Below are 25,319 nucleotides of genomic sequence, written 5' to 3'. Positions count from 1 at the left end.
TTCGGCGGGTGAGCGCTGAGATCCGCTGGGGAGTCGTGGGGCCGGGCCGCATCGCGGAGAAGGTGGTCGCCGACTTCGCCGTGGTCGACGGCGCCCGCGTCACTGCGGTCGCGTCCCGCTCGACCGACCGCGCGCGGGCGTTCGCAGACCGGCACGACCTCGACCGGGCGCACGGGTCCTACGCGGACATCGTCGTCGACCCGGAGGTCGACGTCCTCTACGTCGCCACCCCGCACCCGCAGCACCACGCGATCGCGCTCGCCGCGCTGCGGGCCGGCAAGGCGCTGCTGATCGAGAAGGCGTTCACCGCCACGACGGCCGGTGCCGCGGAGATCGTCGACCTCGCGCGCGAGACCGGCGTCTTCGTCATGGAAGCCATGTGGACGCGCTTCCAGCCGGCGGTCGTCGCCCTGCGGGACCTCGTGGTCGAGGGTGCGATCGGTGAGGTGCGCTCGGTCCAGGCCGACCTCGGGGTGGCGCGGGAGTACGACCCGACCGACCGGTTGTTCGACCTGGCCCACGGTGGTGGCGCCCTCCTCGACCTCGGCGTCTACGTCGTCTCCTTCGCGCAGATGCTGCTCGGGACGCCGGAACGCGTGGTGGCTGCCGGGTCGCTGTTCCCCTCCGGCGCCGACGCCGAGGCCGCCCTGCTGCTCGACCACGGCGACGGACGGACGGCGACGCTCACCACCTCGCTGCGCAATGCCCTGCCCGGCCAGGCGCGGGTCTTCGGGACGACGGGCTGGATCGACGTCCTCCCCCGGTTCCACCACCCGACGACGATCGTGCTGCACCGCCCCGGCGCCGAGCCGGAGACGATCACGCGGCACCCGCTGGGGGCGGGGTACTCGCACGAGCTGATCGAGGTGACCGAGTGCGTGCGTGCCGGTCGCATCGAGAGCAGCGTCATGCCGCTCGCGGACACCCTGGCCGTCCAGACCGTCCTCGGCGAGGCCGCCGAGCAGCTCGGCGTCCGGCAGGCGGAGGATCCCGCCGTCCTCTAGCCGGGGGTCTTCTGGCCTTCCGCCCATGCGAGTCCCCCGGCCTGCTCCGCCGTCGGCACCCGGGTCGGTGTCCCTCCGGCCCGCCGGACCGCGTCGGCGAAGACCACCGCGTCGGCGACCGCGGCGCAGCCGGGGTCGTTGTTGAAGTAGACGAGCACGTCCTCCCCCGGCCCCCAGGTCGCGGCCAGCCGGTCCGCCCACAGCTGGAGCGTCTCCGGGCGGTAGGCCCACTGCTCGAAGCCGTGGTGGAAGCGCAGATAGCCCCAGTCGGTGGTCCGCCACAGGGGCGCGATGGCCTTCTCGTCGCGGTCGGCCCAGCACAGCGCGGCGCCGTAGCGTTCGAGCAGCGCCCGGATCTCGTCGGTCCACCAGCTCTCGTGCCGCGGCTCCACGGCTACCCTGGTTCCCCCGGGGAACTGCGCCAGGCAGTCACGGAGCAGGTCGGCGTCGGCCTTCAACGTCGGCGGCAGCTGCAGCAGGATCGTGTCGAGCTTCGGACCCAGGCCGGCCGCGCGCTCCATGAGCCGGCCGACCGGCTCCTCCGGCTCGCGCAGCCGCTTGATGTGGGTCAGGAAGCGGCTGGCCTTGACCGCCCAGCGGAAGTCCGGCGGCGTCCGCTCGCGCCACTTCACGAACGTCTCGAACTCGGGGAGCCGGTAGAACGCGTTGTTGCTCTCGACCGTGTCGAAGTGGCCGACGTAGTGCTCGAGCCACAACCGCTGCGGCAGCTTCGGCGGGTAGAAGGCGCCGCGCCAGTCGCGGTACTGCCAGCCTGACGTCCCGATGATCACGGTCACGGAGAGCCGCCTACCCTGCGGCGTCATGGCTGACGCACCCGCCCGGTTCAAGGACCTCTGCCTCGACGCGCTCGACCACCAGGCGCTCGCTGACTGGTGGTGCGGCGCGATGGGTTACGTGCGCCGCGACACGGTCGCGCCGCCCGAGGAGGACTGGACCCGGCCCCTCGACTGGCCGGTGCCGATCGTCGATCCCTCCGGCGCGGGTCCCCTGATCTGGATCGTGCCGGTGCCCGAGGCCAAGATCGTCAAGAACCGGATGCACCACGACGTCCTCGGCGACACCCAGGCGTTGCTGGCCGCCGGCGCCACCCTCGTCCGGATGCGGGACGCCGACACCGAGCCCGACGGCGCCATCGAGTGGGACGTGCTCGCCGACCCCGAGGGCAACGAGTTCTGCGTCTTCACCCCCTGAGGCCCTGCTTCGGGGGTGTTGTGCACGCTTCCTGGCGTCTGCAGGACTCCCGAAGCGTGCACAACACCCCTGGAGACGCCGACAGGGGCGGCCCGCCGAAGCGGACCGCCCCTGCCGGGCGTTGCTGTACTACGAGGGGGCTGGACTCAGAAGTCCATGCCGCCCATGCCGCCGTCGCCACCCGGCATCGCCGGCGCGGACTTCTCCGGCTTGTCGGCGATGACGGCCTCGGTGGTGAGGAAGAGCGCCGCGATGGAGGCGGCGTTCTGCAGCGCGGAGCGGGTGACCTTGGCCGGGTCGATGATGCCGGCCTTGACCAGGTCCACGTACTCGCCGGTGGCGGCGTTGAGGCCCCAGCCGGTGTCGGAGTTGCGGACCTTCTCCGCGACGACGCCACCCTCGAGGCCGGCGTTGATCGCGATCTGCTTCAGCGGGGCCTCGAGCGCGACGCGCACGATGTTGGCACCGGTCGCCTCGTCACCCTCGAGGTCGAGCTTGTCGAACGCGACGGCCGTGGCCTGCGCGAGAGCGACGCCACCACCGGCGACGATGCCCTCCTCGACGGCGGCCTTGGCGTTGCGGACGGCGTCCTCGATGCGGTGCTTGCGCTCCTTGAGCTCGACCTCGGTCGCGGCGCCGGCCTTGATGACGGCGACGCCACCGGCCAGCTTGGCCAGGCGCTCCTGCAGCTTCTCGCGGTCGTAGTCGGAGTCCGACTTCTCGATCTCGGCGCGGATCTGGTTCACCCGACCCGTGATCTGGTCGGCCTCACCTGCACCCTCGATGATCGTCGTCTCGTCCTTGGTGGTGACGAACTTGCGCGCGCGGCCGAGGAGGGACAGGTCGGCGTTCTCGAGCTTGAGCCCGACCTCCTCGCTGACGACCTGGCCACCGGTGAGGATGGCGATGTCGGCCAGCATGGCCTTGCGGCGGTCACCGAAGCCCGGGGCCTTGACGGCGACGGACTTGAAGGTGCCGCGGATCTTGTTCACGACCAGGGTCGCGAGGGCCTCGCCCTCGACGTCCTCGGCGATGATCGCCAGCGGCTTGCCCGACTGCATGACCTTCTCCAGCAGCGGGAGCAGGTCCTTGACCGAGCTGATCTTGGAGTTGACGACCAGGATGTACGGGTCGTCGAGCACGGTCTCCATGCGCTCGGGGTCGGTGACGAAGTACGCCGACAGGTGACCCTTGTCGAAGCGCATGCCCTCGGTGAGCTCGAGCTCGAGGCCGAAGGTGTTGCTCTCCTCGACGGTGATGACACCTTCCTTGCCGACCTTGTCCATGGCCTCGGCGATGAGCTCACCGATGGCGGGGTCAGCGGCGGAGATCGACGCGGTGGCGGCGATCTGCTCCTTGGTCTCGACGTCCTTGGCCGTCGAGAGCAGGTACTCGGAGACGGCGGCGACGGCCTTCTCGATGCCCTTCTTGAGGGCCATCGGGTTCGCGCCGGCGGCGACGTTGCGCAGACCCTCGCGCACGAGCGCCTGGGCCAGCACGGTGGCGGTGGTGGTGCCGTCACCCGCGACGTCGTCGGTCTTCTTCGCGACCTCCTTGACGAGCTCGGCACCGATCTTCTCGTACGGGTCCTCGAGCTCGATCTCCTTGGCGATGCTCACACCATCGTTGGTGATGGTGGGGGCACCCCACTTCTTCTCGAGCACGACGTTGCGGCCCTTGGGGCCGAGCGTCACCTTCACGGCGTCGGCGAGGATGTTCATCCCTCGCTCGAGGCCACGGCGCGCCTCTTCGTCGAACGCGATCATCTTGGCCATGTGGTGATGTCCTCCAGGCTTTGGTCGTGCACGGCCGGGTGGTGCCCGCGACGGACGACGCCAGTGGCGTGGACGCTCCTGCGGCCCACGCACCGGTGCCTCACCGTTCCGACCTGATTGGCACTCGGGTGTCCCGAGTGCCAGAAACGAGTCTGGCACTCGACCCTTGTGAGTGCAAGAACGGGGTACCCGGGCCTGCTGTTCCCGAGGCTCCGGAGACGCAGCGAGGCCCGGCCCCCCGAAGGGGACCGGGCCTCGGTGTCGAGCTGAGAGATCAGGCCGCGGTGACCTGGTCCGCCTGGGGGCCCTTGGCGCCCTGGACGACCTCGAAGTTGACCCGCTGGCCCTCTTCGAGGCTCTTGTACCCGTCCATCTGGATGGCCGAGTAGTGGACGAAGACGTCCTGACCGCCGTCGACGGCGATGAAGCCGAAGCCCTTCTCGGCGTTGAACCACTTCACGGTGCCCTGTGCCACGTGTGCTCCCACGTTTCGTGCGACGGACGACCCCTCTGAATCGGGGGGCCGGGTTTCTGCTCTTCCGCCCGTCAGCACGAACGTGGAACTCGAACCGCGCGGAAAGGTACAACAAGAAAGCCCGGAAATCAGGTAATCCACGCAGAATCGATATGTACGTTCTGCGACGTCGTCCCCCGGTCCGGTGACGGGCTATGCGATGAGGCCGGACTCCCGCGCCGACTTCAGCGACGGGCTCACCCGGTGCGTGGGCCCGACGACCGGCTCCAGCGGGTCGAGGGTCTTCAGTCCCTCGCCGGTGTTGAGGACGACGGTCTCCTTGCTCGTGTCCAGGCGGCCGTCCTCGGCCAGCTGCCGCAGCACCGCCACCGTCACGCCACCGGCCGTCTCGGCGAACACGCCGGTGGTGCGGGCGAGGTCGCGGATGCCCTGGACGATCTCGTCGTCCCCGACCCGGCCGACCGAGCCGCCGGTGCGCCGGATCGCGTCGAGCGCGTAAGGGCCGTCGGCGGGGTTGCCGATGTTGAGCGACTTGGCGATGCCGGTGGGCTTCACCGGCTTGACGACGTCCCAGCCGTTGTCGAACGCGGTCGCGATCGGGTCGCAGCCCGCCGACTGGGCCCCGAAGATCGTCCACTCGGTCGCCTCGACGATGCCGGCGGAGGTGAGCTCGCGGAAGGCCTTGTCCACCTTGGTGAGCAGCGAACCCGAGGCCATGGGGATGACCACCTGCGCCGGGATCCGCCAGCCGAGCTGCTCGGCGATCTCGTAGCCCACCGTCTTGGAGCCCTCGGCGTAGTACGGCCGCACGTTCTGGTTGACGAACGCGGTGTCCTCGAACTCGTCGGTCTCGGCGAGTTCGCTGGTCAGCCGGTTGACGTCGTCGTAGGACCCGTCGACGGCGACGAGCGTCTGACCGTAGACCGCCGACTGCACGACCTTGCCCGGCTCGAGGTCCGAGGGGATGAAGACGAAGGACTCGACGCCGGCCCGGGCGGCGTGCGCGGCGACGGAGTTGGCGAGGTTGCCGGTCGAGGCGGCCGCGATCTTCCGGTAGCCGAGCCCCTTGGCCGCGGTGGCCGCCAGCGACACCACGCGGTCCTTGAAGGAGTGGGTCGGGTTGGCGGAGTCGTCCTTCACCCACAGGCCGCCGGTGAGGCCCAGCTCCGCGGCGAGGCGATCGGCGCGCACCAGCGGCGTCATCCCGGGGTCGAGGGTGACCCGGGAAGCCGGGTCCTGGCCCACGGGCAGCAGCGCGGCGTACCGCCAGATGTTCTGCGGGCCGGCCTCGATCTGCTCGCGGGTGACCGCCGTGAGCAGGTCGTGGTCGTAGTCCACCTCGAGCGGTCCGAAGCATTCGGCGCAGGCGTGTTCAGCGATCAGCCCGAAGGTGGCGCCGCAGTTGCGGCACACCAGCCCTCGCGCGGGGCACGCCGGGATCTCGGTGGCGGTGGGAGCGGTCAGAGTCATGCGACGACTACCTCCTCATCTTCCCCGCGTCGGGCCGTCGAGCCGCGCGGGACGGAATTGGCACCTCCCGCCGTCGCTGCATCGCGACGGACGGCGGTTGCCGGGGCTTCATCGGGCCGTGTCCCTCTGCCCCTCTGGATGAGTGGAACGCCGCTCACTGTACCCAGGCGCGGGCCTTTCCCCACCGCCGGTCAGGATGTGAGCTGTGGCTCCTCCCTCCTCCGCGCGCATCGTCTACACCGACCTCGACGGGACGATGGTCGGACCGCGAGGCTCGTTCTGGCACACCGCAGGACGCGACCTGACCGACGACCCGGCGACCGCACTGCTCGAGCTGCACCGGGCCGGCGTCACGTTGGTCCTGGTCAGCGGACGGACCTTCGAGCAGGTCGTGGAGGCCGCCCGGATCTTCGCCGCGGACGGCGCGATCGCGGAGCTCGGCGCCACGATCGCCTGGGACGGCGGCCGGGAGCTGCACCGGCTCGGCGGGGAACTTCCCGCCGACTACGAGGGCCGGACGCCGATGGCCGTCATGGCGGAGCTGGGCATCGTGGACCGGCTGTTCGCCGCGCATCCCGGCCGGCTCGAGTGGCACGCACCCTGGCACGCCACCCACGAGACCGATGCCCTGCTGCGCGGCCGGGTCGACCCGCTCGCGGTCGACGCGTGGCTCGCCGAGCAGGGCGCGAGCTGGCTGACCCTGAAGGACAACGGTGCGCTGCCGCCGCGGGCCCGCACGACCCTGGACGACGACCCGGCGCCGGCGCGGATCTACCACCTCATGCCGCGCGGCATCACCAAGGGCGCCGCCATCGCCTGGGACCTGGAGCGACGAGGGCTGAGCCCGGCGGACGCGATCGCGATCGGCGACAGCGTGAGCGACCTGGAGATGGCACCCGCGGTCGGACGGCTCTGGATCACCGCCAACGGTGCCGCGGTCGACGGGATGGCCGCACGCATCGACGCCATCCCCAACGTCTGGGCCACGGATGGGCCCATGGGCGAAGGCTGGGCTCAGGCCGTCAGAGCAAGCCTCTGACGAAGTCGTCCCCGGCGAGAGCGGCGTCATGTCCCTGACATGCCCATTCAGGGGTGCATCGAGGTCAGCGCACGCTACGGTCTCCCCGCGGCGGCAACGCGGCGCTGGCTCCAGGCCGTTGCCCTGAAACCGCCTTCAGAGCCACTCGGTGCGAGAGGCAATGCCGCTACGACGTCACGTCCCGGCGGGCGAAGTGGCGGAAGGCGAGCGCGGTGAAGATCGCCGCGTACACCAGTGACTGGATGACCCCGCGGAACAGGGCGCCCGAATCGACCGGCGTCTGCAGCAGGTCGGTCCAGGCGAACTCGCCCGCCGTCGGGAACCAGTCGCGGATCGATCCGAGCTGCTCCACCTGGTCGAGGATGGCGAACACGAACATCGTGAAGATCGCGCCACCGACGGCCGCCAGGGGCGCGTCGGTGACCGTGGAGAGCCAGAAGGCCAGCGTGCCGACCACGAGCAGGTGCACGGTCAGGTAGCCGACCATCCCGGCCAGCCGCAGCAGACCGTCGCCCTGGCCGATCGCCACGCCCACCGGCGTGGTGATCGCCTCGAACCCGAAGGCGATGCCGCCGGCCACCAGCCCCACGACCACCAGCAGCAGGAACGCCCCGACCGACAGCACCAGCGCCGCGTACCACTTCTGCCGGAGCAGCCGCGCCCTCGGCACCGGGGTGGCCAGCGTGTAGCGCAGCGAGCCCCACTGGGCCTCGCTGGCCACGGTGTCGCCGAAGAACAGCGCGAAGACGACGACCAGGAAGAAGCCGGTGGTCGCGAACAGCACGAACAGGGTGAAGTTCAGCCCGCTCGCGGTGGCGACGTCGACCAGGTTGATCCGGCTGTTCTGCTGCGCGTTGTCGCTCGCCCCGAGCTGCAGCGCGCCGATGAGGATCAGCGGCAGGGCGACCATCAGCGCGAAGACGCCGATCGTGCGACGTCGCTTGAACTGCCGGCGCAGCTCCACCGACAGGCGCAGCGTGCGGCCCGGCTTGTAGCCGGCGACCGCCCCGGTCACCTGCACGTGTTCGGTGGTGCTCACGAGCTCTCCTCAACCAGCGCCAGGAAGGCGTCCTCGAGCCGGCGCCGCGGCGTGAACTGGTCGACCTCCACGCCGGCCTCCACCAGGGCCTGCAGCGCCCGCGCACGGCTGGTGCCGTCGAGCTCGGCGACCAGGCCGTCGTCGGTCACCTCGGCGCTCACCCCCGGGAGGTCCTCCAGGACGGCGATCGCCCGCGCGGTGTCCCCGTCGGCGGCCAGACCGATCAGCACCGCGCCACCGGTGCCCACGATCTCCTCCACCGTGCCCTGCGCGATCTTCTGCCCCTTGGCCATGACGACCACGTGGCTGCAGGTCTGCTCGATCTCGCTGAGCAGGTGGCTGGAGACGATCACGGTGCGGCCGGTCGCCGCGTAGGAGCGCAGCACCTCCCGCATCGCGTGGATCTGCGGCGGGTCGAGGCCGTTGGTCGGCTCGTCGAGCACGAGCAGGTCGGGCAGGCCCAGCATCGCCTGGGCGATGGCGACCCGCTGGCGCATGCCCTGGCTGTAGCTGCGCACCCGCTTGTCGATGGCGGTCCCGAGCCCGGCCACCTCGATGGCCTCGTCCAGGTGGGCGTCCTCGGCGGGCCGGCCGGTCGCCGCCCAGTAGAGGGTGAGGTTGTCCCGCCCGGAGAGATGCGGCTGGAGGCCGGTGCCCTCGACGAAGGAGCCCAGCCGCGACAGCACCGGTGCGCCCGGGCCGGCCGCGTGCCCGAAGATGCTGATCCGCCCCTCCGTCGGCCGGATCAGCCCCATCAGCATGCGCAGGGACGTCGTCTTGCCGGCCCCGTTCGGTCCCAGCAGGCCGAGCACCTGACCGCGGCGCACCTCGAACGACAGGTCGCGGACGGCCACGAACCCGTCCTTGTAGGCCTTGGTCACGCCCTCGAAGCGCAGCGGCACGTCCTCGCCGTCGGGCTCGACGGCCGACACCCGCCGACGGCGGCGTCGGCCCCACAGCTCCGCCGTCGCCCAGCCCAGCAGCCCGAGCCCGGCCAGCACGCCGAGCAGCACCCACCAGCGGGACGACCCGGCATCGTTCTGCGTCCGGCCACCGACCTCGGGCACCCCCAGAGCCAGACCGTCTCCGGCCGGGCCGACGGAGTACACCGCCGCCTGCGCGGGCAGCGCGAACCCCTGGTCGGTGGAGGAGACCACCAGCCGCATCGTGTGCCCGACCTCGAAGCGGTGGTCGATCGCCGGCAGGGTGATCGGCACCCGGGTCGGCCGCGCCGGGTCGATCGAGAGCCCGGTCAGCGCGAGCGGCGCGACCAGCCCGGCCGGCAGGCTGGTGGTCCCGCCGGGTGCGACGTCGTACAGCTTCGCGAACAGGGTGGCGGTGCCCGACGGTGCGGAAACGGCGATCTCGGTCGTCGGTGCACCGACGACCTCCACGGCGGAGTCCAGCGGCTCGCTCTGGAACGCGGCGAACTGGCCGGGGATCTCCAGCGTGCTGCCGCCCAGCGCCGCGGACAGCGCGCCGAGGCCCGGCACGGTCGTCAGCGCCGCGGGGGCGCCGCCGGCGGGGGTCACGACCGGCTGGGTCGGGCCGCGCAGCGCCACGGTGGCCCGGCGCGCCGCGGGTCCGCCGTCCAGACCGGGATAGCGGCTCGCGACGACGGTCTGGTTGCCGCCCTGCACGCGGGTGACACCGGCGGTGCTGCCCAGCCCGGTGGGCTCGGGGAACCGGAAGCCGGTGCCGGGGTCGGTGCCCGTGCCGCGCAGGTGGAAGTCGAACCACTGCGCCACCTGGTCCCGCAGGTCGGCGGTCACGTCGTCCGACGCCTGTGAGTCGTGCCCCCCGGCGTACCAGACGACCTTCACCGGGGTTCCGTTCGCGGCGATCCCGCGGGCATTGGCGTCGGCCTGGCCCAGGCCGAAGAGCGTGTCCTGGGTGCCCTGGATCAGCAGCGTGGGCGCCGTGATCCGGTCCAGCACGCCGGCCGGGCTGCTGCGGTCGAGGACGGCGGCGATCTCCGGCGTGAGCGTGCCGGTGGCGGCGGCCGTCTGGTACGCGGCACAGATGTCGGCGCGGAACCGGCCGCAGGTCAGCGCCGACGGATCGATGGCGCCGGACGGCGCCCCCGCGCCGGTGCCGCCACCGCCCAGCGCGCCGAGCAGGCCGCCGCTGGGGGCCGCGCCCTCACCGAAGAATAGTCCGGACCACAGCCGCTTGTAGACGCCGGTGCCCGCGGTCTGCGGGGTTGCCGCGACCGTGCCCGCGTCGACCGTGCCCGCCTGTGACGGGAAGAGTGCCGACGTGAGCGAGTTCCAGGTGATCTGCGGCGCGATGGCGTCGATGCGGTGGTCGTAGGCGGCCCCGAGCAGGGCCAGCGCTCCCCCGTAGGAGCCGCCGGCGACACCGACCCGCGGGTCGCCGGGACCGTCGAGCCGGACGTCGTCCCGCTGGGCCAGCCGGTCGATCAGCGTCGAGAGGTCGGCGACCTCGTAGCGCGGATCGTCCAGCCCGATCTGGCCGGTGCTGCGGCCGAAGCCACGGGCCGAGTACGTGAGGACGACGTAGCCGCGCTCGGCCAGGTCGCGTGCGCCGGCCGCCATCGCGTCCTTGCTGCTCCCGAAACCGTGCGCGAGCACGATCGCCGGCGCGCGGCCGCCACCGGAGGGGAGGTAGGTCGTCGTGTCGAGTTCGACGGCGTCGGCGCCGGTTCCCGAGGGGACCCGGGCGTCCTCGGTGCGGACGCCGTCCGCGGTGGCCGACGGCGCGACGAGGACGGTGCCGGCGAGCAGCGGGACGGCGAGCAGGGCGGCGAGCGTCGCACGGGCGCCGGAGCGCGGGCGGGAGCGCACGGACCCGCGGAGGGAGCGCACGCTGCGGCCAACGGACGAGCGGCCGGTCGTGTTCCGCCGCTGGTCAGCGACCGATCAGGGCTGCTGCCAGTCGGCGGCGAGGACCACCACGAGGCCCGGAGCGGGGACGCCGGCCGGAAGGTCGAAGAACCGCGGGCTCGGCCCCTGCAGCTGCGGGAACGCGTCGACCAGCTGGAGGGCTGCCTGCCGCTGCGTCTCGTCGCCCTCGGTGAAGAACACCGTGCTGGCGGCGATGTCGCCACCCTTGTACCCGCCGACTCCCGCCGACTCCCAGCCGCCGGCCACGAAGGCGTCCGAGGCCTTGGCGGCCATACCGGTGGTCTCGGTGGCGTTGAGGACGGTGAGCGGCGCGCGCACCGGAGTGGTGGCCTCCACCGGGGTGTCGACCGGCGCGCTGGGCAGCTCGGGCAGCGGCGCCGTCGCGTCCGGCACGATCGCCGGAGCATTCGCCGTCGACTGGGACGCGACCTCCTTGGTCTCCGGCGAGACGTAGGAGTAGACGCCGAGCACGCCGAGGGCGACGACCGTCATCGCCAGCAGGCCCTTGACGACCCGGCGGGGCTTGCGGGCCGCGCCGTCCGCGTCGAGCTCGTCGAGCACGGCGACGGCCGAGCCGGTCTGCTTCTCCCGCTTGCGGCGAGCCATGTCGGCGGCCTGCCGCTCGGCGCGCATGGCCGCCCGCCCACCGACGACCGGCCCGCTGACGGGCCCACGGACGGGCGGGGGCGCGCGGTCGTCGTCGTGGGCGCGGTCGATGTCGTGGTCGAGCTCGTAGTCGGCGTCGAACTCGTGGTCGATCGAGTCCCGGATGGGCGCGACCGCTTGGCGGCGGCGACCCGAGCTGCGCCGTTCGGGGATGGCCGTCGTTCCGGGTGCGGGCACCCGCTGCCCACGGATCGACAACTCGTCCGCGACGAGGTCGACCTCGCCGGAGCGGGACGGCTTCGTCCAGTCGCCGTACGCGGGGGACGGTGCGCTGGTCGGCCCCGTCTGGCGCGGGACGCGCGGCGGGAGGGGCGTGGGGCGGAAGCCACCGGCTACGCCGGGACCCGTCGAGGCGAGCGCAGGCTCCGCATCGACCCGCGCACGGCTCGGGCGGGCGATCGCCGGAGCCGAACCGGACGAGCGGCCGGCGGCGCGGCCGCCGGCGGCGGGGAACGCGTCGTCGAGGTCGAGCTCGAAACGCGGTTCCGGCGACGGCACGGCGGCGAAGGGGGCGGCGGTGGTACGCGGACCGGCGGGCGTGCGCGGCACGCTCGGCCGGGCGGGGGCGGCCGGGACCGGGGGCAGCGGAAGACGTGAGCGGGACACCTGGCGGCCGGCGTCGGGGGCGCGGCGAACGCCGGCAGGCGCCGGGCGCCCGGCGTCGACGGAGCGGTCACGCGAGGGAGCGCCGGCCTGATCGTTCATGCTCGGGGCTCCTCGCCAGAGGCCATCGGGGGCGTCCGTGCGCCGACGATTCGCGGCAACCGGAGGGTTGCTGCCCCGGTCCCGCCCGTCACTGCCTGATTCGGCGTGCCTGCCCACAGTGAGCGAATCTAATCGTTGTAACTCTCATTGACTAGAACCCTGAGACGAACGTGTTCGTGCCCGCGCGCGTCGGAGCCGACGCAGCCGGCGGACCAGCAACGGGTCGGCAGCGAGGGCGTCCGGACGGTCGACGAGGGCGTTGAGCGCCTGGTAATAGCGGGTCGGCGGAACTCCGAAACGGTCGCGGATCGCCGTCTCCTTCGCACCCGCCTGCCGCCACCAATGACGCTCGAAGGCGAGCATCTCGTGTTCGCGACGGGACAGTCCTCCCCCCGTGACCTGCGCGGATTCGTCGCCGAGAGCCTCGGCCGGGGGCGGGGAGACCAGCGCGGTCGCGTCGTCGGTCATGGCCGGTGGAACTCCTCACGTGACGGGCGAGCCGCGACTCGGTCGCTCGCCGCCGACGCTAGCGGGGGGTACCGACGGTTTCGGCGGGCGCCGACGGTGGGCGCGGGCCGCTGGGACTCGAGAGGCGTCAGAGACCGGCGGGAATCGTGTCGACGATCGCACGTCGGCCTGCGGTCCGGGCGTGTCGCAGGCTGTCGGCGGTGAACACCGCGAGCGCCACCCAGACGATCACGAACCCGGCCAGCCGGGCGGGTGGCATCGGCTCGTCGTAGACGAACACGCCGATCGCCAGCTGCATGAGCGGGGTCAGGTACTGCAGCAGCCCGACCGTCGACAGCGGGATGCGGCTGGCGGACGCGGCGAAGAGCAGCAGCGGGATGGCGGTCGCGATGCCCGAGCTCGCCAGCAGCAGGGCGTGGCCGGCCCCGGCGTTGGCGAAGGTGCCGTTCCCCGAGGAGTGCAGGACCGCCAGCACGACCGCGGCGGGAACCGCCACGAGCGCCGTCTCGACGAACAGGCCGGGCGCCGCCTCCACCCGGACCAGCTTCTTCATGAGGCCGTAGAGACCGAAGCTGGCCGCGAGCGCCAGCGCGATCCACGGCGGGCGGCCGTAGTCGACGGTGAGCACCGTGACGGCGACGGCGGCGATGCCCACGGCGCACCACTGCAGCGGCCGCAGCCGTTCGCTGAAGACCACGACGCCGAGCAGCACGCTCACCAGCGGGTTGATGAAGTAGCCGAGGGAGGTCTCGACGACCTGGCCGGAGTTCACGCCGTAGACGAAGACCAGCCAGTTGGCCGCGATGAGGAGGGCGGCGCCGGCGAGGACCAGCAGCCGGCGCGGGTCGGAGACCAGGGCCCGCACCTGCCCCCAGTGCCGGCGGACGGTCAGCAGGAGGCCGACGAACACCACCGACCAGAGCACCCGGTGGGCCACGATCTCGAGCCCACCGGCCGGTTCCAGGAGGGGGAAGTAGAGAGGGAACAGTCCCCACAGGGCGTAGGCGGAGAGCCCGGAGAGAACTCCCAGGCGTCTCTCGTCCACTCCCGCACGGTAATGGCCCCGTCCGGAGGCTCGCCACGAGCTTGCGAGTGGTGAGGGGGACGGGGTCCTTCTTCAGGCGGTCTGGATGTAGTCCACCATGTGCTTGCGCTCCTCCTCGAGCTCGTCGAGGCGGGCCTTGACGACGTCGCCGATCGAGACGATGCCGACCAGGACATCGTCCTCCACCACGGGCACGTGCCGCACCCGGTGGTCGGTCATCGTCCGGGCGAGGTCGTGCACGCTCATGTGCGGCGCGCAGGTGTGCACCTGCGCGGTCATCACACTGGAGACCGGTTGGGTCAGCAGCCCGGCGCCGTGCTCGTGCAGCCCCCGGGCGACATCGCGTTCGGAGACGATGCCCTCGACCCGCCGTCCGTCGGAGGACACCACGAGCGCGCCGATCCCCTTCTCGGCCAGCACGCCCAGGGCGTCGCGCACGGTCTGCGCTCCGTCGATGGTGGCCACTTCGCGGCCCTTGTGGCGGAGCAGTTGGCTGATCTGCACCGGAACCTCCTGACGGACTCCTGCGCGGAACGGTGCCGGGAGTGTGCACCCGCTGCACGCGAACGGCAACGCCGCGCGAAACCGGCCTACCGTCGATGGGTGCCCGTGCAGCGACCCAATCCGGCCCAGTGGGTCTGGTACGCCATGGGCGGCGGACTCCCCCGCCGCTTGGCCCCGTGGGTCCTGGCCGACACCACCGGCCGGACCTGGATGGTGCGGCACCTGGTGCGGACCGCCGTCCAGGCCCTGCCGCTCATGGCGCTCTGCCTCCTGCTGCCCCCGGTCCCGCTGGCCTACCGGCTGACCGCGGCGTTCGGCGGCCTGGGCATCGCCCTGATGTTCTCGATCGCCTTCATGACCGAGACCATCGAGCACCGCGCCACCAAGGCCGGTTTCCCGCCCGGCACCGCGGCGCGGGTCCGCGCCGAACGGGCCGAGCGGGACCGGGTCGAGCGCCGGTCCCCGTACCGCCACGGTGGGGCGGGCAGCTTCGACTGAAAGAGGACCCCGTCCCCCTCACCACTCGCAAGCTCGCGGCGAGCCTCTGGACGGAGCCGAAAGAACCATTCAATCCACGCGGAAGCCGAGCTTGACGGTGACCTGGAAGTAGGCGACGTCGCCGTCCACCACCTGGCCGCGGACCTCCTTCGCCTCGAACCATTCGATGTTCCGGACGGTCTGCGACGCCTTGCGCACCGCCGTCCGGATGGCGTCGGCGACGCTCGTCTCGCTGCTGCCGACGACCTCGGTGAGCCTGTACACGTGGTCACTCACGATGCCTCCTCCTTGCTGAGGGGTTGATGCGTCGACCGTGGCAGAAACCGGCGTCGCGCGCGCCCTCTGCGTACGTCGTGCGGATGACCCGTCGCCCTGACGTACGTACTTCCCGCGGCCCCGAATACGTCGTCCGACGGATTTCGGCACCCGGTGAACTCCGAAGACTTCGCGTCGTTCCGCAACGACGCCGAAGGAGCGCACCCGATGTCCGTCCTGACCCTGGTTCCCACCCCTCGCACCGCTCCCGACGACCGTGCGGACGACGACCGCGGGCTGCTCGAGGCCCTCTGCGCCGGCGACCCCACCGCGTGGCACTGCACCGTGCGGCGGTACGAGGGCCTGCTGCGGTCGGCGGCGCGGGTGGTCCTGCGCGGCGAGGCGGACATCGACGAGGCGGTCCAGCGCACGTGGGTGCTGCTGTTCCGCAACGCCGACCGCATCCACGACCCGCGCTGCCTGCCCGGCTGGCTGTCCACCACGGCGCGACGGGAGGCGCTCGCGGTCCTGCGCGGCCAGCAGCGGGCCATCCCGACCGAGGACGTCGCCGACCGCGTCGCCCCCGACGACACCGACGTCGCCACGGCTCTGATGGACGACGAGCTGCGGCGCGCCCTCGACGAGGCGGTCGAGACGCTCCCCCCGAGCCAGCGCCGGATCGTGCGCGCGCTGCTCCGCGAGCCGTCGTCCTACGACGCGCTCAGCGAGGAGCTGGGCATCCCGCGGGGCAGCCTCGGCCCGCTGCGCGGCCGCGCCGTCCGCGCCCTGCGCGCCCAGCTGGAGCCCAGCCTGCGCTGAGCGCAGGCCGGGCCGGCCGATCAGCGGCTGGCGGGGCCGTTCTCCGCGACGTGGATGATTCCCTGCCGCAGGGCCTCGGCCAGCGTGAGGTCGGGGTTGTCGTCGACGACCCGCTTGAGCTTGGCGACGAGCTCGTCGTCCAGCTCCACGGTCTCGTCCGGGTCGTCGTTCCCCGGGTTGACGAGCGACAGCTTGAACGGCGACATCGAAGTCCCTTCCAGCGAGGCGTCCGGCTCCTACCGGGCGACCTTGACCGCAAGGGCTGCGGCTTGCGCACGGTTGGTGACCTGCAGCTTATGCAGAACACGGGACACGTGAACACCCACTGTGCGATCGCTGATGAACAGTTTCCGGGCGATCTCCCGGTTCGTCGCACCGGTGCCGAGCAGCGCGAGGACCTCGTACTCGCGCTCGGTGAGTCCGTAGGGTCGATCGTCCGCCGGTGTGCGCGGAGCCGGGGCCGCGGACAGGCGGGTGCGACCGACCAGGGCGTCCACCTCCGCGAGGATCGGCGCGGCCCCCAGGCGGACGGCGATCTCGCGCGCCTCGCGTGCGGCGACCGCCGCCTTCTCCCGGTGCTTGTCGTCGACGTGGCACTCCGCGGCGCGCAGCAGGCAGTAGGCCTCCTCGCGTGGGCGCTGCGCTGCGCGCCAGAGCGCCGCCGCCTCGTGCCAGTCCTCCGCGGTCGCCGCCCCCTGCGCGCGGGCGAGCTCGTTGCGCGCCGTCCGATGGTGCGCGGTCTGGTCGACGTCGTCGTCCGCCCCGGGCGCCAGTCCTTCGAGTTCTGCGGCGAGGCGGTCGAGTCGCTCCCGGGCCGTGGCGTCGCGCCGACGTGCCGGCGGGAGGGCCCGGTCGGCCTCGTTGCGCAGCGCGATGCCCACCAGTTCGGTGCGGAACCGGCGGTCCTGCGTGCCGGCCAGCCGCCCGAGGGCGTCGTCCACCGTCCGGAGGCAACCGTGTCGGTCACCCTCCTGTGCGAGCAGCTCGGCGGTGGCGGCTGCGAGCGCGGCGACGACGGCGGGCTCATCGGTCTCGCTCAGCGGTGCCGCCGCGGCGAGGCTCGCTCGTGCGCCGGCCAGATCCCCCATCCGCAGGTGCAGTTCTGCCCGCTCGATGTACAGGTGCAGACCCTGGCCGCGCACGGCGCGCCCATCGAGGAGATCGGCGAGGACGGTCGCGCACTTCTCGTAGTGACCACGGCGGATCAGCATGTTCGCGGCGTTGCAGGCCAACGCGGCGCCGACCGCGAGCTCCAACCCGTACTCCGGCAGGAGGGCCAGCCCCTCCAGCGCCGCGTCGCACGCCTGCGCCGGGAGGTCGGAGAACTCGTACGCGAGGATCAGGTTCGCGTACCCCCGGCAGAGCACGCCGCGGTCCTCGACGTTCCGAGCGAGGGCCACCCCCTCGCGAAGGGTGTCGAGGCCGCGCGGCTGCCCGGAGATGGCGGCGGCGATACCGCGGGTGATCAGCGCGTCGGCGAGCACCCCCGGGGTGCCGTAGCACCGGGCCGCGTCCACCGCACGATCGGCCATCTCGATCGCCTCGTCGAACTCCGCCATGATCAGCGCCGCTCGGGCGAGCGCTCCCCAGACCTGCGCGTGCACCGCCGTGACGTCCGCAGCGAGAGCCCGCTCCGCCTCCAGGTACGCATCCCTGCTGCCGGCCGTGAGACCGGCCTCCCAGCGGAAGAGGCCCAGGCGCTCGAGCGCGGTGGCCCGCTCGGCCGGCTCCGAGGCTCCGGCGCTCAGCGCCTTCTCCAGCACGGCCGCAGCAGCAGCCGGATCCCCGGCCAGGCGGGCGGTTCCCGCCACCTCCAGGGCGAGGTCCAGCCCCGGCGTCCGCCCACCGAAGTCGACGGCCCGCTGGTAGTAGCCCCAGGACTCCACGAACGCCCGGCGGGACCGTGCGGCGCGGGCAGCTCGGAGACTCCACTCCGCGGCCTGCTCCGGGATGCCCGCTTCCGTCCAGTGCATGCTCACCGCCGCGGCCGTCACCACGTCGTCGGGTGCGGCCTCCGCCAGGGCCTCGGCGGCGCGCTGATGCAGGTCGCGGCGCTCGAACGGCAGCAGCTGCGCGAGCACCGCCTCGCACATGAGGCTGTGCCGGAAGGCGTAGTCGGCGCCGTCGACGACGAGGACGCCGGCATGCACCGCTTCCCGCACGGCGGCTCCGTACTGCCGCGGAGGGAGCCCCGACGCGCGGCAGAGCTGCCGGTCGGGCACCCAGAGCCCGAAGATGGCGGCCAGACCGACGAGTTCGGCGGCGTCCGGGCCGAGGGCGCGCACCCGGGAGAGCAGCAGGTCCTTGACCCGGCGCGAGCCCGGGTCCTTGACGAGCTCGCCGAGCAGGTAGGGATTCCCCTGCGACTGCTCGTACCAGCTCTCGACGTCGACGGTGTCGCTGCCGGTGAGGGCGGCGACGAGTTCGCGCGTCTCCTCCCGGTCCAGTCGCTGCAGCTCCACGCAGCTGGCGCCGGGGAGCCGGATCAGCTCGGAGACGGCCTGTTCCACCCGGTCCAGCCGCGGCGTCTCGTCGTCGCGGAGCGTCAGCACCAGGCTGAGCCCGCGGCGCGCGGCCGTGGACGCCAGGTAGACCAGGAAGTCGCAGGTGGTCTCGTCGGCCCACTGCAGGTCGTCGATCACGAGCGTGGTCGGCGAAGGCGCGCCGCTCGGCGCGAGGGCGTCCGCCCACTGCCGCACGGCCTTGAGCCGCTGTTCCGACGACTGCTGTTCGGAGTCCTCCGGTGCGGTCGGCCACCCGCCGCGGGCGTAGAAGATCTGCTCCAGCGCGGCCAGGGGCAGCGCCTGCCCGGCCAGTTGGAGACAGGACCCCTCGATGACGTCGGTGGTCGCGCCGGCACGTGCGGCGGCCACGAGCGACGACTTGCCGACGCCGGCCTCACCGCAGACGAGCACGATGTGGCCGGGCTCGGCGAAGGCCGCCGCCACCGTTGCCCGGTGGTGCGTTCTGCCGACGTAGGGGACCCCCGCCGTCCCGATCACCGGGTCATCCTGCCGTGGCGCCCCGCGACAGTCCAGACTCTCGGCAGTCCGCGCTACTCTCGCGACCGAATACTCCGCCACGGAGTTGACCGTGAAAATGCGCCCGCCGAACCATTCGCAGCGGAATTGTGGTCGATGCGGTGCGCAGTCGAGGAATTGCCCTCCGGCCGATCGCGGGCCGAATTGTCGAGCGCAGCCGACGTTGAGCGTCAGGCGAAGGGGAAACGCAGTGCGACGGTCGGCCGGGTGCGCAGGACGTGGAGCCCCCCGGCGGCCAGGAGGACCGCCGCAGCGGCGATCGGAGCCAGCGCGCCCTCGATCGAGGCGCTGACCAGGTGCGCGGGCAGGCCGTCAGGCAGGAAGGCGGGCAGGGACGAGTGGGCTCCGGCGCCCGCGCTGCTCTGCAGGGCACCCGAGATGCCGTCGGTGATGCCGTCGAGAGCGGAGAGCTTGAGGGGCATGGCGATACCTCCGAAAGGGAATGGAAATGCCATCCGACGGACCCGGTCGGGAATTGATCGATTGCTTCGGCCTGTCGGCGCGGAGGAAATTAGCGCAATGCTGGACTTCCCGTAACGAGGGGGGACCATCTTTTTTCGCAGACGATCCGCCGGCGTCACGTCGAGGGTCCACCCGGGCAACAGGCGAGCACGGAGCCGACGGCGGGACTTGAACCCGCAACCGCCCGATTACAAGTCGGTTAGGGGTTGAAACGGTACGTGTGACATCTCCAGGACCTGTCGGAGGTGACCGATACCGTTTGCAGAAGTGTGGCGCCGTGTTACACCCAGTCCCCCGTCGAGGAGCAGCCTCCCGTGCAGACCTACGTGTTCAGCCGGTCCCACGTCCAGGCTCTGACCCGCAACCCACCCGTGCCGATCCCCGACGGGCTGCCGTTCGTACTCGACGACGAGATGCGCCCCGTCGAGGACCTGAACGCCTGGCTCCGCTCGCTGCGCGAGCGAGGCTGCCACTCGCCACGGACGTGGGCGGGCTACGCCGATGATGTCCTCGCCTGGGCGCAGTTCCTGCGATCGCGCGACCAGTGGCTGTTCGACGACGTCGACCGGTTGAAGGCAGCGGTGTCGGACTACCGGGAGGTCCGGCTCCAGGGTGACGCCGACGATGCCTCTCAGGCCATCGGCGGGTCGGCCTGGAACCGCGCTGTCTCAGCCATGGAGAACTTCTACGCATGGGCGGTCGAGGTCGGGAGGATCGGCGCGCCGCCGTTCAACTACAAGGTGCTGCGCCTCCCCCGCTCCCACAGGGGCCAGGACACGGTGAAGCGGAACCTCGCCCGCGCCAAGGCCGGGTCCGCCCTCGCCACGTTGAGACACCTCGACGTCGACTACGCAGACATGTTCGTCTCTACCGGTCTCGGAGGCGCTGCCCCCACTGGTCAACCCGACGGCGACTTCGCGGGGCGCCTCGCCACCCGCAACCGCGCCATGGGGGAACTGGTGCGCCACAGCGGCCTCCGTCGCCAGGAGTTCTCGAACCTGCTGGTCTGGGAGATGCCACAGCCTGCTGGCCCCTTCCAGAACTACATCCCGCTCCCGGTGTCGCAGAAGATTGCGAAGGGAGCGCGGGCCAGGACGACGTGGGTGACAGCCCCCGCACTCAGCGCTGTCGCTGACTACGCGTCCCTGGAGCGTCCGCTCTACACCGACGGCTCATCGTGGGAGCCACAGCGGCCCCTGATCGTCACGGATCCGACGAGGGAGGGGGCGACGATTAACGGACGGCGGGTGCGCTGGTCCCACCTGAGCATTCCGCAGCGACGTCGTCTTGTGGCCCCCGACGGCGGCAGCGGGCTCCTGTTCGTGAGGAGCACCGGTGCGCCCGTGTCAGAGGGCAACTGGCGGTACACCTTCAGGACTGCCGCAGACCGCTGTCGGCAGTTCGACCCGAACTTCCCTGTGGTCACGCCCCACATGCTGCGACACACGTTCGCCGTGGAGACCCTCAACGAACTGACGAGGGGCTCCCTGTCTCGGGCGGAGCGGCTGGCTGAACTCAGCGGCGGGGACCCGCTCCTCATGGCCATTCTGCGACGGAAGGACCCCCTCCTCATCCTGAGAGACTTGCTCGGACACAGCAGCCTCCAGACGACAGAGGTCTACCTCGCCCTGCAAGACCCCGCGCGGATCCTCACCGACGCCGAGATGGAACTGCTGGCCGAAGAAGAGGACTTCGACGCAGAGGACCTGGCGGGTGCGTCATGACCGCCCCGCGCCACGGGCTCGTCCAGGTACCGCTGGCCTTGCACCTGCGTTTCGAAGGCGACGAGCCACTCCGGCTGGACCTCAGCCATCTGCCGTGCCCGGCGGTGGTTCGCCCTCTGGCTCTTGCGCTGCTGTCCTTGACGAACGCGAACGGGACAGTCAAGACCGCGTGGACCGCCAAGAAGTACCGCGACGCGATCGGCCGCTTCGCCAGGTGGTTGGACGACGACGGCTTCCGTGGGGACCTTCGGGACCTGACGGTGGAGCGGCTATACGACTACTGGCAGCAGGAGAAGCGCGCCGTCGAGAACCGCAATCGGATCTTGCTCACGGCAGCCACGCCCGCAGCGGGAGTGAGCCGCCCCGTCTCGTCCGATGTGACGCCCCACCTAGCAGGCACGCGCGTCAGCGCTTCGAAGGCACGCAGCACTCCCCTCGCCGCGTACACGCATGGCGAGTACACACGCCTCGTTTCGAAGTGCAAAGAGATCGTGCGCGCGGGGCGCGTGGAGCAGCGCCGAGTCACTGCACTGCTGTCCGAGACAGGCCCGTCCGCTGGCGGTAGCCAGGCATGGTTGCAGTGGCTCGCAGGCTCCAGCCTCGAACCGGTTGACGATCTGCGCCAGCGACACCCCGACGGGTGGCTTACGGACTCGGATGCCTTCACGGCTTACCGCCGAGCCTTGCTGCCCGACATGGATACAGCCCTTGCCTATCGCGTGCTACTCGGCCTGGAGTTCGGCTTGCCTCCCGAGAGCATGAACGCGCTGATGACTGCCGACCTCGAATGGCAGGGCAAGCGGCAGTTGCGCGTCGCCTTCCGCAAACGGCGCGCGTCAGACCGCCAGGCGATGGTCTACAGGGAGGCGGGCCCGTGGAGTGGGCCTGCACTGCTACGCGACTGGTTGCGGACGTCGGAACGTCTGCGGTCACTCATGAACGACGAGTCGCACGTGTGGATCTGCTTCACCGAGGCAGGGGGCGGCGCTGTCGCCGACTTCGCAGACGCGCGCTGGGGGAAGCACCGTAGACGCTTCATCGAGCGGACAGGACTGACCGACGACGACGGCCAGCCACTGCCGCTCGACCTCCGCCGCCTCAGGACCACGTGGACCGTGCGCAAGGGCCGGGACTGGCACGGCGCCGTCACCATCGACCCGAATCGCACTGCGGCGGTTGAGGGAGACCACTACCTGTCGCGGTCGGCGGACCCCGAAGTCATGGCGGAAACGGTCGAGGCGGCTCAGCAAGACCTTCTGCGCCGGGCCGAAACGGTGGCCCTCATCCTCACAGATGACGAGCAACTCGCAGACGCCGTGGACGGCGCTGACGTGATGAGCCAACGGGCAGTGCCCGCCACCACGGGTGAATGGGACATGTTCGCGGCGACCTGCCGGGACCCGTACGACTCACCTTTCGTCGCGAAGGGCAACTTCTGCACAGCCAGCGTCTGGTCGTGTCTCGTCTGCCCGCTCGCCGTCATCACACCAGCCAAGTTGCCGAACCTGCTTCGGCTGGAGGACTACATCCGCAAGCGGGCCGACGACCTCCCCCAAGGCGAGTGGCTGAGCGTCTACGGGGCGGCCTGGGTGCAACTGACAACGCGGATCCTGCCGCGCTACTCGACTGCTGCCCTCGCGGAGGCCAGCGCAGTCGTGGCCGCTGAAGCAGCCGCCCTGCCCGTTGGACCGGGAGAGCAACTCCAATGACGACCAACAGTCTGCACGCCGCGCCGCTTGAGTCGGCCGTGTTCCCGCCGGATCTCGATGTGCTCGGATACCTCTCTTGGACAGCGCCTGCTGACAGCAGCGCCGTTCCGTTCAGCAGCGACCGCTGGGACTTGGGTGCGCTCGACGTCTGGCCCGCGTACGCGCGGTACACCGTCATCAACTGGACCGGCATTAGGAACCCTCTCTGGCGAATCACCGCCAAAGAGGTCGCGCTGTGTCTAATGCAGCCCCGAGTCGGAATCGAGCATCACCTGCCCGACGTCCGTCGCTCGGCGTACCCGCCATGGGCGCTGCCGCCACAGCGCCTCTCCTACTGGCGACGCTGGTTCGCATACCTCGATGACCAGGGTGTCCGCTCATTGAGCCGCGTCACCCAGGGGCACTGCGACGGCTTCCTGGACACGATCACACCCGAGTCACGGCACATCGCCGTCAGCGCCTTGAGAGTCTTCGCCGACTACCGCTCGCTGCTGACACATGACGCATACGCAGCAGGCTTCCGCCCCTGGGGTGACATCAGCGCCGTCGCCGCCGCCGGTGAACCGAGTGTTGGGTCGAACGGAAATAAGACCCCCCTGATCCCGGACGAGGTGTTTGCCCCCCTGCTTGCCGCTGCGTTGTTCCTCGTTCAGGTCGCCGGGCCAGACTTGCTGGCGGCCAAGCGTGAGGTCGAGCGGCTTCGCAGTGCACCAGCGCAACGCGGCGTGCCTGGCGCCCGGCGTGTGGACGACGCACTGACGGAGTACCTAGAACGGCTCCGGGCCGAGGGCCGCCAACTCCCGGCAGCCACCCCCCGCATCGGCCGTATCGGCGGCGATGTCTGCCGCACGACCATCGCGCTCAACATCGGAGTCAAGGATCCGGACGTCCTGCTGAAGCCGGAGCGCCTGGAAGCAATCCAGCGAGCAGCCGAGAAACTAGGAGTCGCTAGGGGCGGGATCCTCACCGAGGTCAGCAGCGTTGCCCTCGCGTCCGACAGTGATGCTGCACAGCCCTGGCGTGGGGAGTTCAGCCTGGACTCCTTAGCGGGCATGACCAACCTCGTCCGTATCGCCTGCTACATCGTCGTCGCCGCTCTCTCAGGAATGCGTAGCAGCGAGATCGCGGCGATCGAACGCAACTCCATCAAGCGTGAAGAGTTCGCTCCCGGAGTCATCCGCCGACGCATCCAGAGCAGTCTGCTGAAGGGCGAACCGCCGGGCGGACGCCGAGAGACCTGGGTCGTCATCGACGAGGTCGTGCAGGCGATCGAACTCGCGGAGGCACTTACAACTAGCCGGAATCCACTCGTCATCAGCGCGTTTGCGGACCACTTCTCCGAGTTCCGGTCGTGGGTCGGGGAGCACGGTGGTACGGCCGGGCTTGCACCTATCCCCGTGGAGTGGGACCTGGTTCCTCGCCAGTTTCGCAGGAAGTTGGCACGCGAGATCGGCTGGCGCCCCAACGGCGTCATTGCGGGGAAGGTTCACCTCAAGCACATCTCGGTGGCCACGACCGAGGGCTATGCCGGAAAGCACGGCGAGTCCGTCACAGCATTCCAAGCCGAAGTGGAACACGAACGCCGTCAAGCCACGGCGGCGGCAGTCGAGCGCGTCATCGACGCCGCCGAACGAGGAGAGCCGGTCATTGGCCTCGGTGCGGCAAGCCTCGCCGCCGCCATTGCTGACGCGGGTCTCGCCGACGCGAGCGATGCCCCGCAGGTCCGCGACCGCGATGATGCAGTCAGGACCCTGTTGAAGGCTCGTGCTGACACGCTGCACATCGGCCCACTGGCGCATTGTTGGTTCACCGATCCCAGCCGCGCCAGGTGCTTGCGCGGCGTCGCGGACAAGACCCGGCCACTCGTGGGCTCTTGCGAGCCGACCAAGTGCGCCAACGCGACCATCCACCGCGAGCACGCACCCGTCTGGGTAGGGGGCCTGGAGTCGCTCAAGGTCTCTCTATCCGACCGCCGGATACCGACCGGGGAGCGCCAGCGCGTGCAGCAGAAGATCCGCGAAGTGGAAGACCTCATCGAGCCGTTACTCGCCCAGGAGGAGGCATGACCGAAACCGAGAACCCGACCCAGCGGAACCGGCGACGACTCGAAGAAGCCGCCGCCCGCATCCTGGCCGGAGACGCTGCCGTCAGCGACGGAAAGTTGACGCTGAAGTCCCTGGCAACAGAGGCAGGCGTTCCCCGTAACTACCTTTACCGCACCGAGTACGTCGCGATCGCCGAGGACTTCGAGCGGCGTGCAGACGCCTTACGGCAGAGCGACCAGATGCCGGATAAGCGCGAGGCGCAGATCCATCGGCTGCGTGCAGACCTCGCGGAGGCGACGCGGCTTGCTCGGCGGTACCGCGAGGAAAGGGAAACCGCCCGAGGGGAGCGTGACCGGGCTGCCAGTCAGATCGTCTTCCTCGCCGAGCAGAACCGCTTGCTTCGCGAGGAACTGGAAGCAGAGCGATCCGTCACGCGACTGGACAGCACGAAACGCCGCACGTGACCACGGGCGTCGGCTGAGGTGCTGTCGCCGTCC

23 protein-coding genes and 1 riboswitch are annotated in these 25,319 nt (G+C 71.1%); of the genes, 9 read left to right on the top strand and 14 right to left on the bottom strand.

All coding sequences use genetic code 11. The annotated features are described in order from the left end of the window. The first annotated feature begins 8 nt into the window (after nt 1-8). The gene (locus tag AC2H4J_RS02135; RefSeq protein WP_487463174.1) at nt 9-1,004 is read left to right on the top strand and encodes a Gfo/Idh/MocA family protein; all 996 of its coding nucleotides are present in this window, start codon (nt 9-11) and stop codon (nt 1,002-1,004) included. Here the strand turns inward: AC2H4J_RS02135 and AC2H4J_RS02130 are convergent. Next, nucleotides 1,001-1,801, bottom strand: coding sequence for a DUF72 domain-containing protein (locus AC2H4J_RS02130; RefSeq protein WP_487463173.1), 801 nt, complete (start codon nt 1,799-1,801; stop codon nt 1,001-1,003). The genes AC2H4J_RS02135 and AC2H4J_RS02130 overlap by 4 nt on opposite strands. 25 nt (nt 1,802-1,826) lie before the next feature. Here AC2H4J_RS02130 and AC2H4J_RS02125 point away from each other — a divergent pair, with 25 nt between their 5' ends. After that, complete coding sequence (locus AC2H4J_RS02125) at nt 1,827-2,216, top strand: VOC family protein (protein ID WP_487463172.1); 390 nt, start codon at nt 1,827-1,829, stop codon at nt 2,214-2,216. A 146-nt stretch (nt 2,217-2,362) separates the two neighbouring features. Here the strand turns inward: AC2H4J_RS02125 and groL are convergent, their stop codons facing one another. The 3 genes from groL to thrC form a co-directional block, all read right to left on the bottom strand. Beyond that, nucleotides 2,363-3,991 carry a chaperonin GroEL gene (gene groL, locus AC2H4J_RS02120; RefSeq protein WP_487463171.1) on the bottom strand — a complete coding sequence of 543 codons (1,629 nt, stop codon included), beginning with the start codon at nt 3,989-3,991 and terminating at the stop codon, nt 2,363-2,365. A 274-nt stretch (nt 3,992-4,265) separates the two neighbouring features. Next, nucleotides 4,266-4,466 carry a cold-shock protein gene (locus AC2H4J_RS02115; RefSeq protein WP_179706813.1) on the bottom strand — a complete coding sequence of 67 codons (201 nt, stop codon included), beginning with the start codon at nt 4,464-4,466 and terminating at the stop codon, nt 4,266-4,268. A gap of 192 nt (nt 4,467-4,658) precedes the next feature. Further along, a complete protein-coding gene (gene thrC, locus AC2H4J_RS02110; protein ID WP_487463170.1) occupies nt 4,659-5,936 on the bottom strand; it encodes a threonine synthase in 1,278 nt (425 codons plus the stop codon). A gap of 12 nt (nt 5,937-5,948) precedes the next feature. Next, a riboswitch (SAM riboswitch) is annotated at nt 5,949-6,081 on the bottom strand. Between the two features lie 60 nt (nt 6,082-6,141). Here thrC and AC2H4J_RS02105 point away from each other — a divergent pair. Then, a complete protein-coding gene (locus tag AC2H4J_RS02105) occupies nt 6,142-6,975 on the top strand; it encodes an HAD family hydrolase (RefSeq protein ID WP_487463169.1) in 834 nt (277 codons plus the stop codon). 166 nt (nt 6,976-7,141) lie between these two features. Here AC2H4J_RS02105 and AC2H4J_RS02100 read toward each other — a convergent pair whose 3' ends face one another. From AC2H4J_RS02100 to AC2H4J_RS02075, 6 genes are all read right to left on the bottom strand, one after another. Next, the gene (locus AC2H4J_RS02100; protein WP_487463168.1) at nt 7,142-8,014 is read right to left on the bottom strand and encodes an ABC transporter permease; all 873 of its coding nucleotides are present in this window, start codon (nt 8,012-8,014) and stop codon (nt 7,142-7,144) included. Further along, a complete protein-coding gene (locus tag AC2H4J_RS02095) occupies nt 8,011-10,821 on the bottom strand; it encodes an alpha/beta fold hydrolase (RefSeq protein WP_487463167.1) in 2,811 nt (936 codons plus the stop codon). The genes AC2H4J_RS02100 and AC2H4J_RS02095 overlap by 4 nt, the downstream gene beginning before the upstream one ends. A 75-nt stretch (nt 10,822-10,896) precedes the next feature. Then, on the bottom strand, nt 10,897-12,252 hold the full coding sequence (locus AC2H4J_RS02090; protein ID WP_487463166.1) for a LytR C-terminal domain-containing protein: 1,356 nt from the start codon (nt 12,250-12,252) through the stop codon (nt 10,897-10,899). Between the two features lie 144 nt (nt 12,253-12,396). Then, nucleotides 12,397-12,720 (bottom strand): DUF3263 domain-containing protein, encoded by a 324-nt coding sequence (locus AC2H4J_RS02085; protein ID WP_487463165.1) that lies wholly within the window; start codon nt 12,718-12,720, stop codon nt 12,397-12,399. Between the two features lie 127 nt (nt 12,721-12,847). Continuing rightward, nucleotides 12,848-13,765 (bottom strand): EamA family transporter RarD, encoded by a 918-nt coding sequence (gene rarD / locus AC2H4J_RS02080; RefSeq protein ID WP_487463164.1) that lies wholly within the window; start codon nt 13,763-13,765, stop codon nt 12,848-12,850. Between the two features lie 72 nt (nt 13,766-13,837). After that, complete coding sequence (locus tag AC2H4J_RS02075; RefSeq protein ID WP_487463163.1) at nt 13,838-14,269, bottom strand: CBS domain-containing protein; 432 nt, start codon at nt 14,267-14,269, stop codon at nt 13,838-13,840. A gap of 99 nt (nt 14,270-14,368) precedes the next feature. On the opposite strand from AC2H4J_RS02075, the gene AC2H4J_RS02070 reads away from it, so the two are divergent. Next, complete coding sequence (locus AC2H4J_RS02070) at nt 14,369-14,767, top strand: DUF5313 family protein (RefSeq protein ID WP_487463162.1); 399 nt, start codon at nt 14,369-14,371, stop codon at nt 14,765-14,767. A 69-nt stretch (nt 14,768-14,836) separates the two neighbouring features. Here AC2H4J_RS02070 and AC2H4J_RS02065 read toward each other — a convergent pair whose 3' ends face one another. Beyond that, complete coding sequence (locus tag AC2H4J_RS02065; RefSeq protein WP_487463161.1) at nt 14,837-15,043, bottom strand: dodecin; 207 nt, start codon at nt 15,041-15,043, stop codon at nt 14,837-14,839. Nucleotides 15,044-15,196: 153 nt separating this feature from the next. On the opposite strand from AC2H4J_RS02065, the gene AC2H4J_RS02060 reads away from it, so the two are divergent. Beyond that, on the top strand, nt 15,197-15,841 hold the full coding sequence (locus AC2H4J_RS02060; RefSeq protein ID WP_487463160.1) for an RNA polymerase sigma factor: 645 nt from the start codon (nt 15,197-15,199) through the stop codon (nt 15,839-15,841). Nucleotides 15,842-15,861: 20 nt separating this feature from the next. On the opposite strand, the gene AC2H4J_RS02055 is transcribed toward AC2H4J_RS02060, so the two are convergent. From AC2H4J_RS02055 to AC2H4J_RS02045, 3 genes are all read right to left on the bottom strand, one after another. Further along, entirely contained in the window at nt 15,862-16,047 is a 186-nt protein-coding gene (locus AC2H4J_RS02055; RefSeq protein WP_487463159.1) for a hypothetical protein, read from the bottom strand. A gap of 30 nt (nt 16,048-16,077) precedes the next feature. Then, a complete protein-coding gene (locus AC2H4J_RS02050; RefSeq protein ID WP_487463158.1) occupies nt 16,078-18,843 on the bottom strand; it encodes a helix-turn-helix transcriptional regulator in 2,766 nt (921 codons plus the stop codon). A gap of 209 nt (nt 18,844-19,052) precedes the next feature. Next, a complete protein-coding gene (locus AC2H4J_RS02045) occupies nt 19,053-19,304 on the bottom strand; it encodes a hypothetical protein (protein ID WP_487463157.1) in 252 nt (83 codons plus the stop codon). Between the two features lie 354 nt (nt 19,305-19,658). Between AC2H4J_RS02045 and AC2H4J_RS02040 the strand changes: the two genes are divergently transcribed. From AC2H4J_RS02040 to AC2H4J_RS02025, 4 genes are read left to right on the top strand one after another with little or no spacing between them, the layout of a single operon-like run. Beyond that, nucleotides 19,659-21,068 (top strand): tyrosine-type recombinase/integrase, encoded by a 1,410-nt coding sequence (locus AC2H4J_RS02040; protein ID WP_487463156.1) that lies wholly within the window; start codon nt 19,659-19,661, stop codon nt 21,066-21,068. Then, on the top strand, nt 21,065-22,777 hold the full coding sequence (locus AC2H4J_RS02035) for a hypothetical protein (protein WP_487463155.1): 1,713 nt from the start codon (nt 21,065-21,067) through the stop codon (nt 22,775-22,777). The genes AC2H4J_RS02040 and AC2H4J_RS02035 overlap by 4 nt, the downstream gene beginning before the upstream one ends. Next, nucleotides 22,774-24,843, top strand: coding sequence for a hypothetical protein (locus AC2H4J_RS02030; protein ID WP_487463154.1), 2,070 nt, complete (start codon nt 22,774-22,776; stop codon nt 24,841-24,843). Before AC2H4J_RS02035 ends, AC2H4J_RS02030 begins: the two co-directional genes overlap by 4 nt. Then, on the top strand, nt 24,840-25,286 hold the full coding sequence (locus AC2H4J_RS02025; protein WP_487463153.1) for a hypothetical protein: 447 nt from the start codon (nt 24,840-24,842) through the stop codon (nt 25,284-25,286). Before AC2H4J_RS02030 ends, AC2H4J_RS02025 begins: the two co-directional genes overlap by 4 nt. The last annotated feature ends 33 nt before the right edge of the window (nt 25,287-25,319 follow it).

The sequence above is a fragment of the Blastococcus sp. OS1-29 genome (assembly GCF_057628075.1).
The sequence above is the reverse complement of the archived record's forward strand: the minus strand, read 5'-3'. Positions and strand labels throughout refer to the sequence as shown.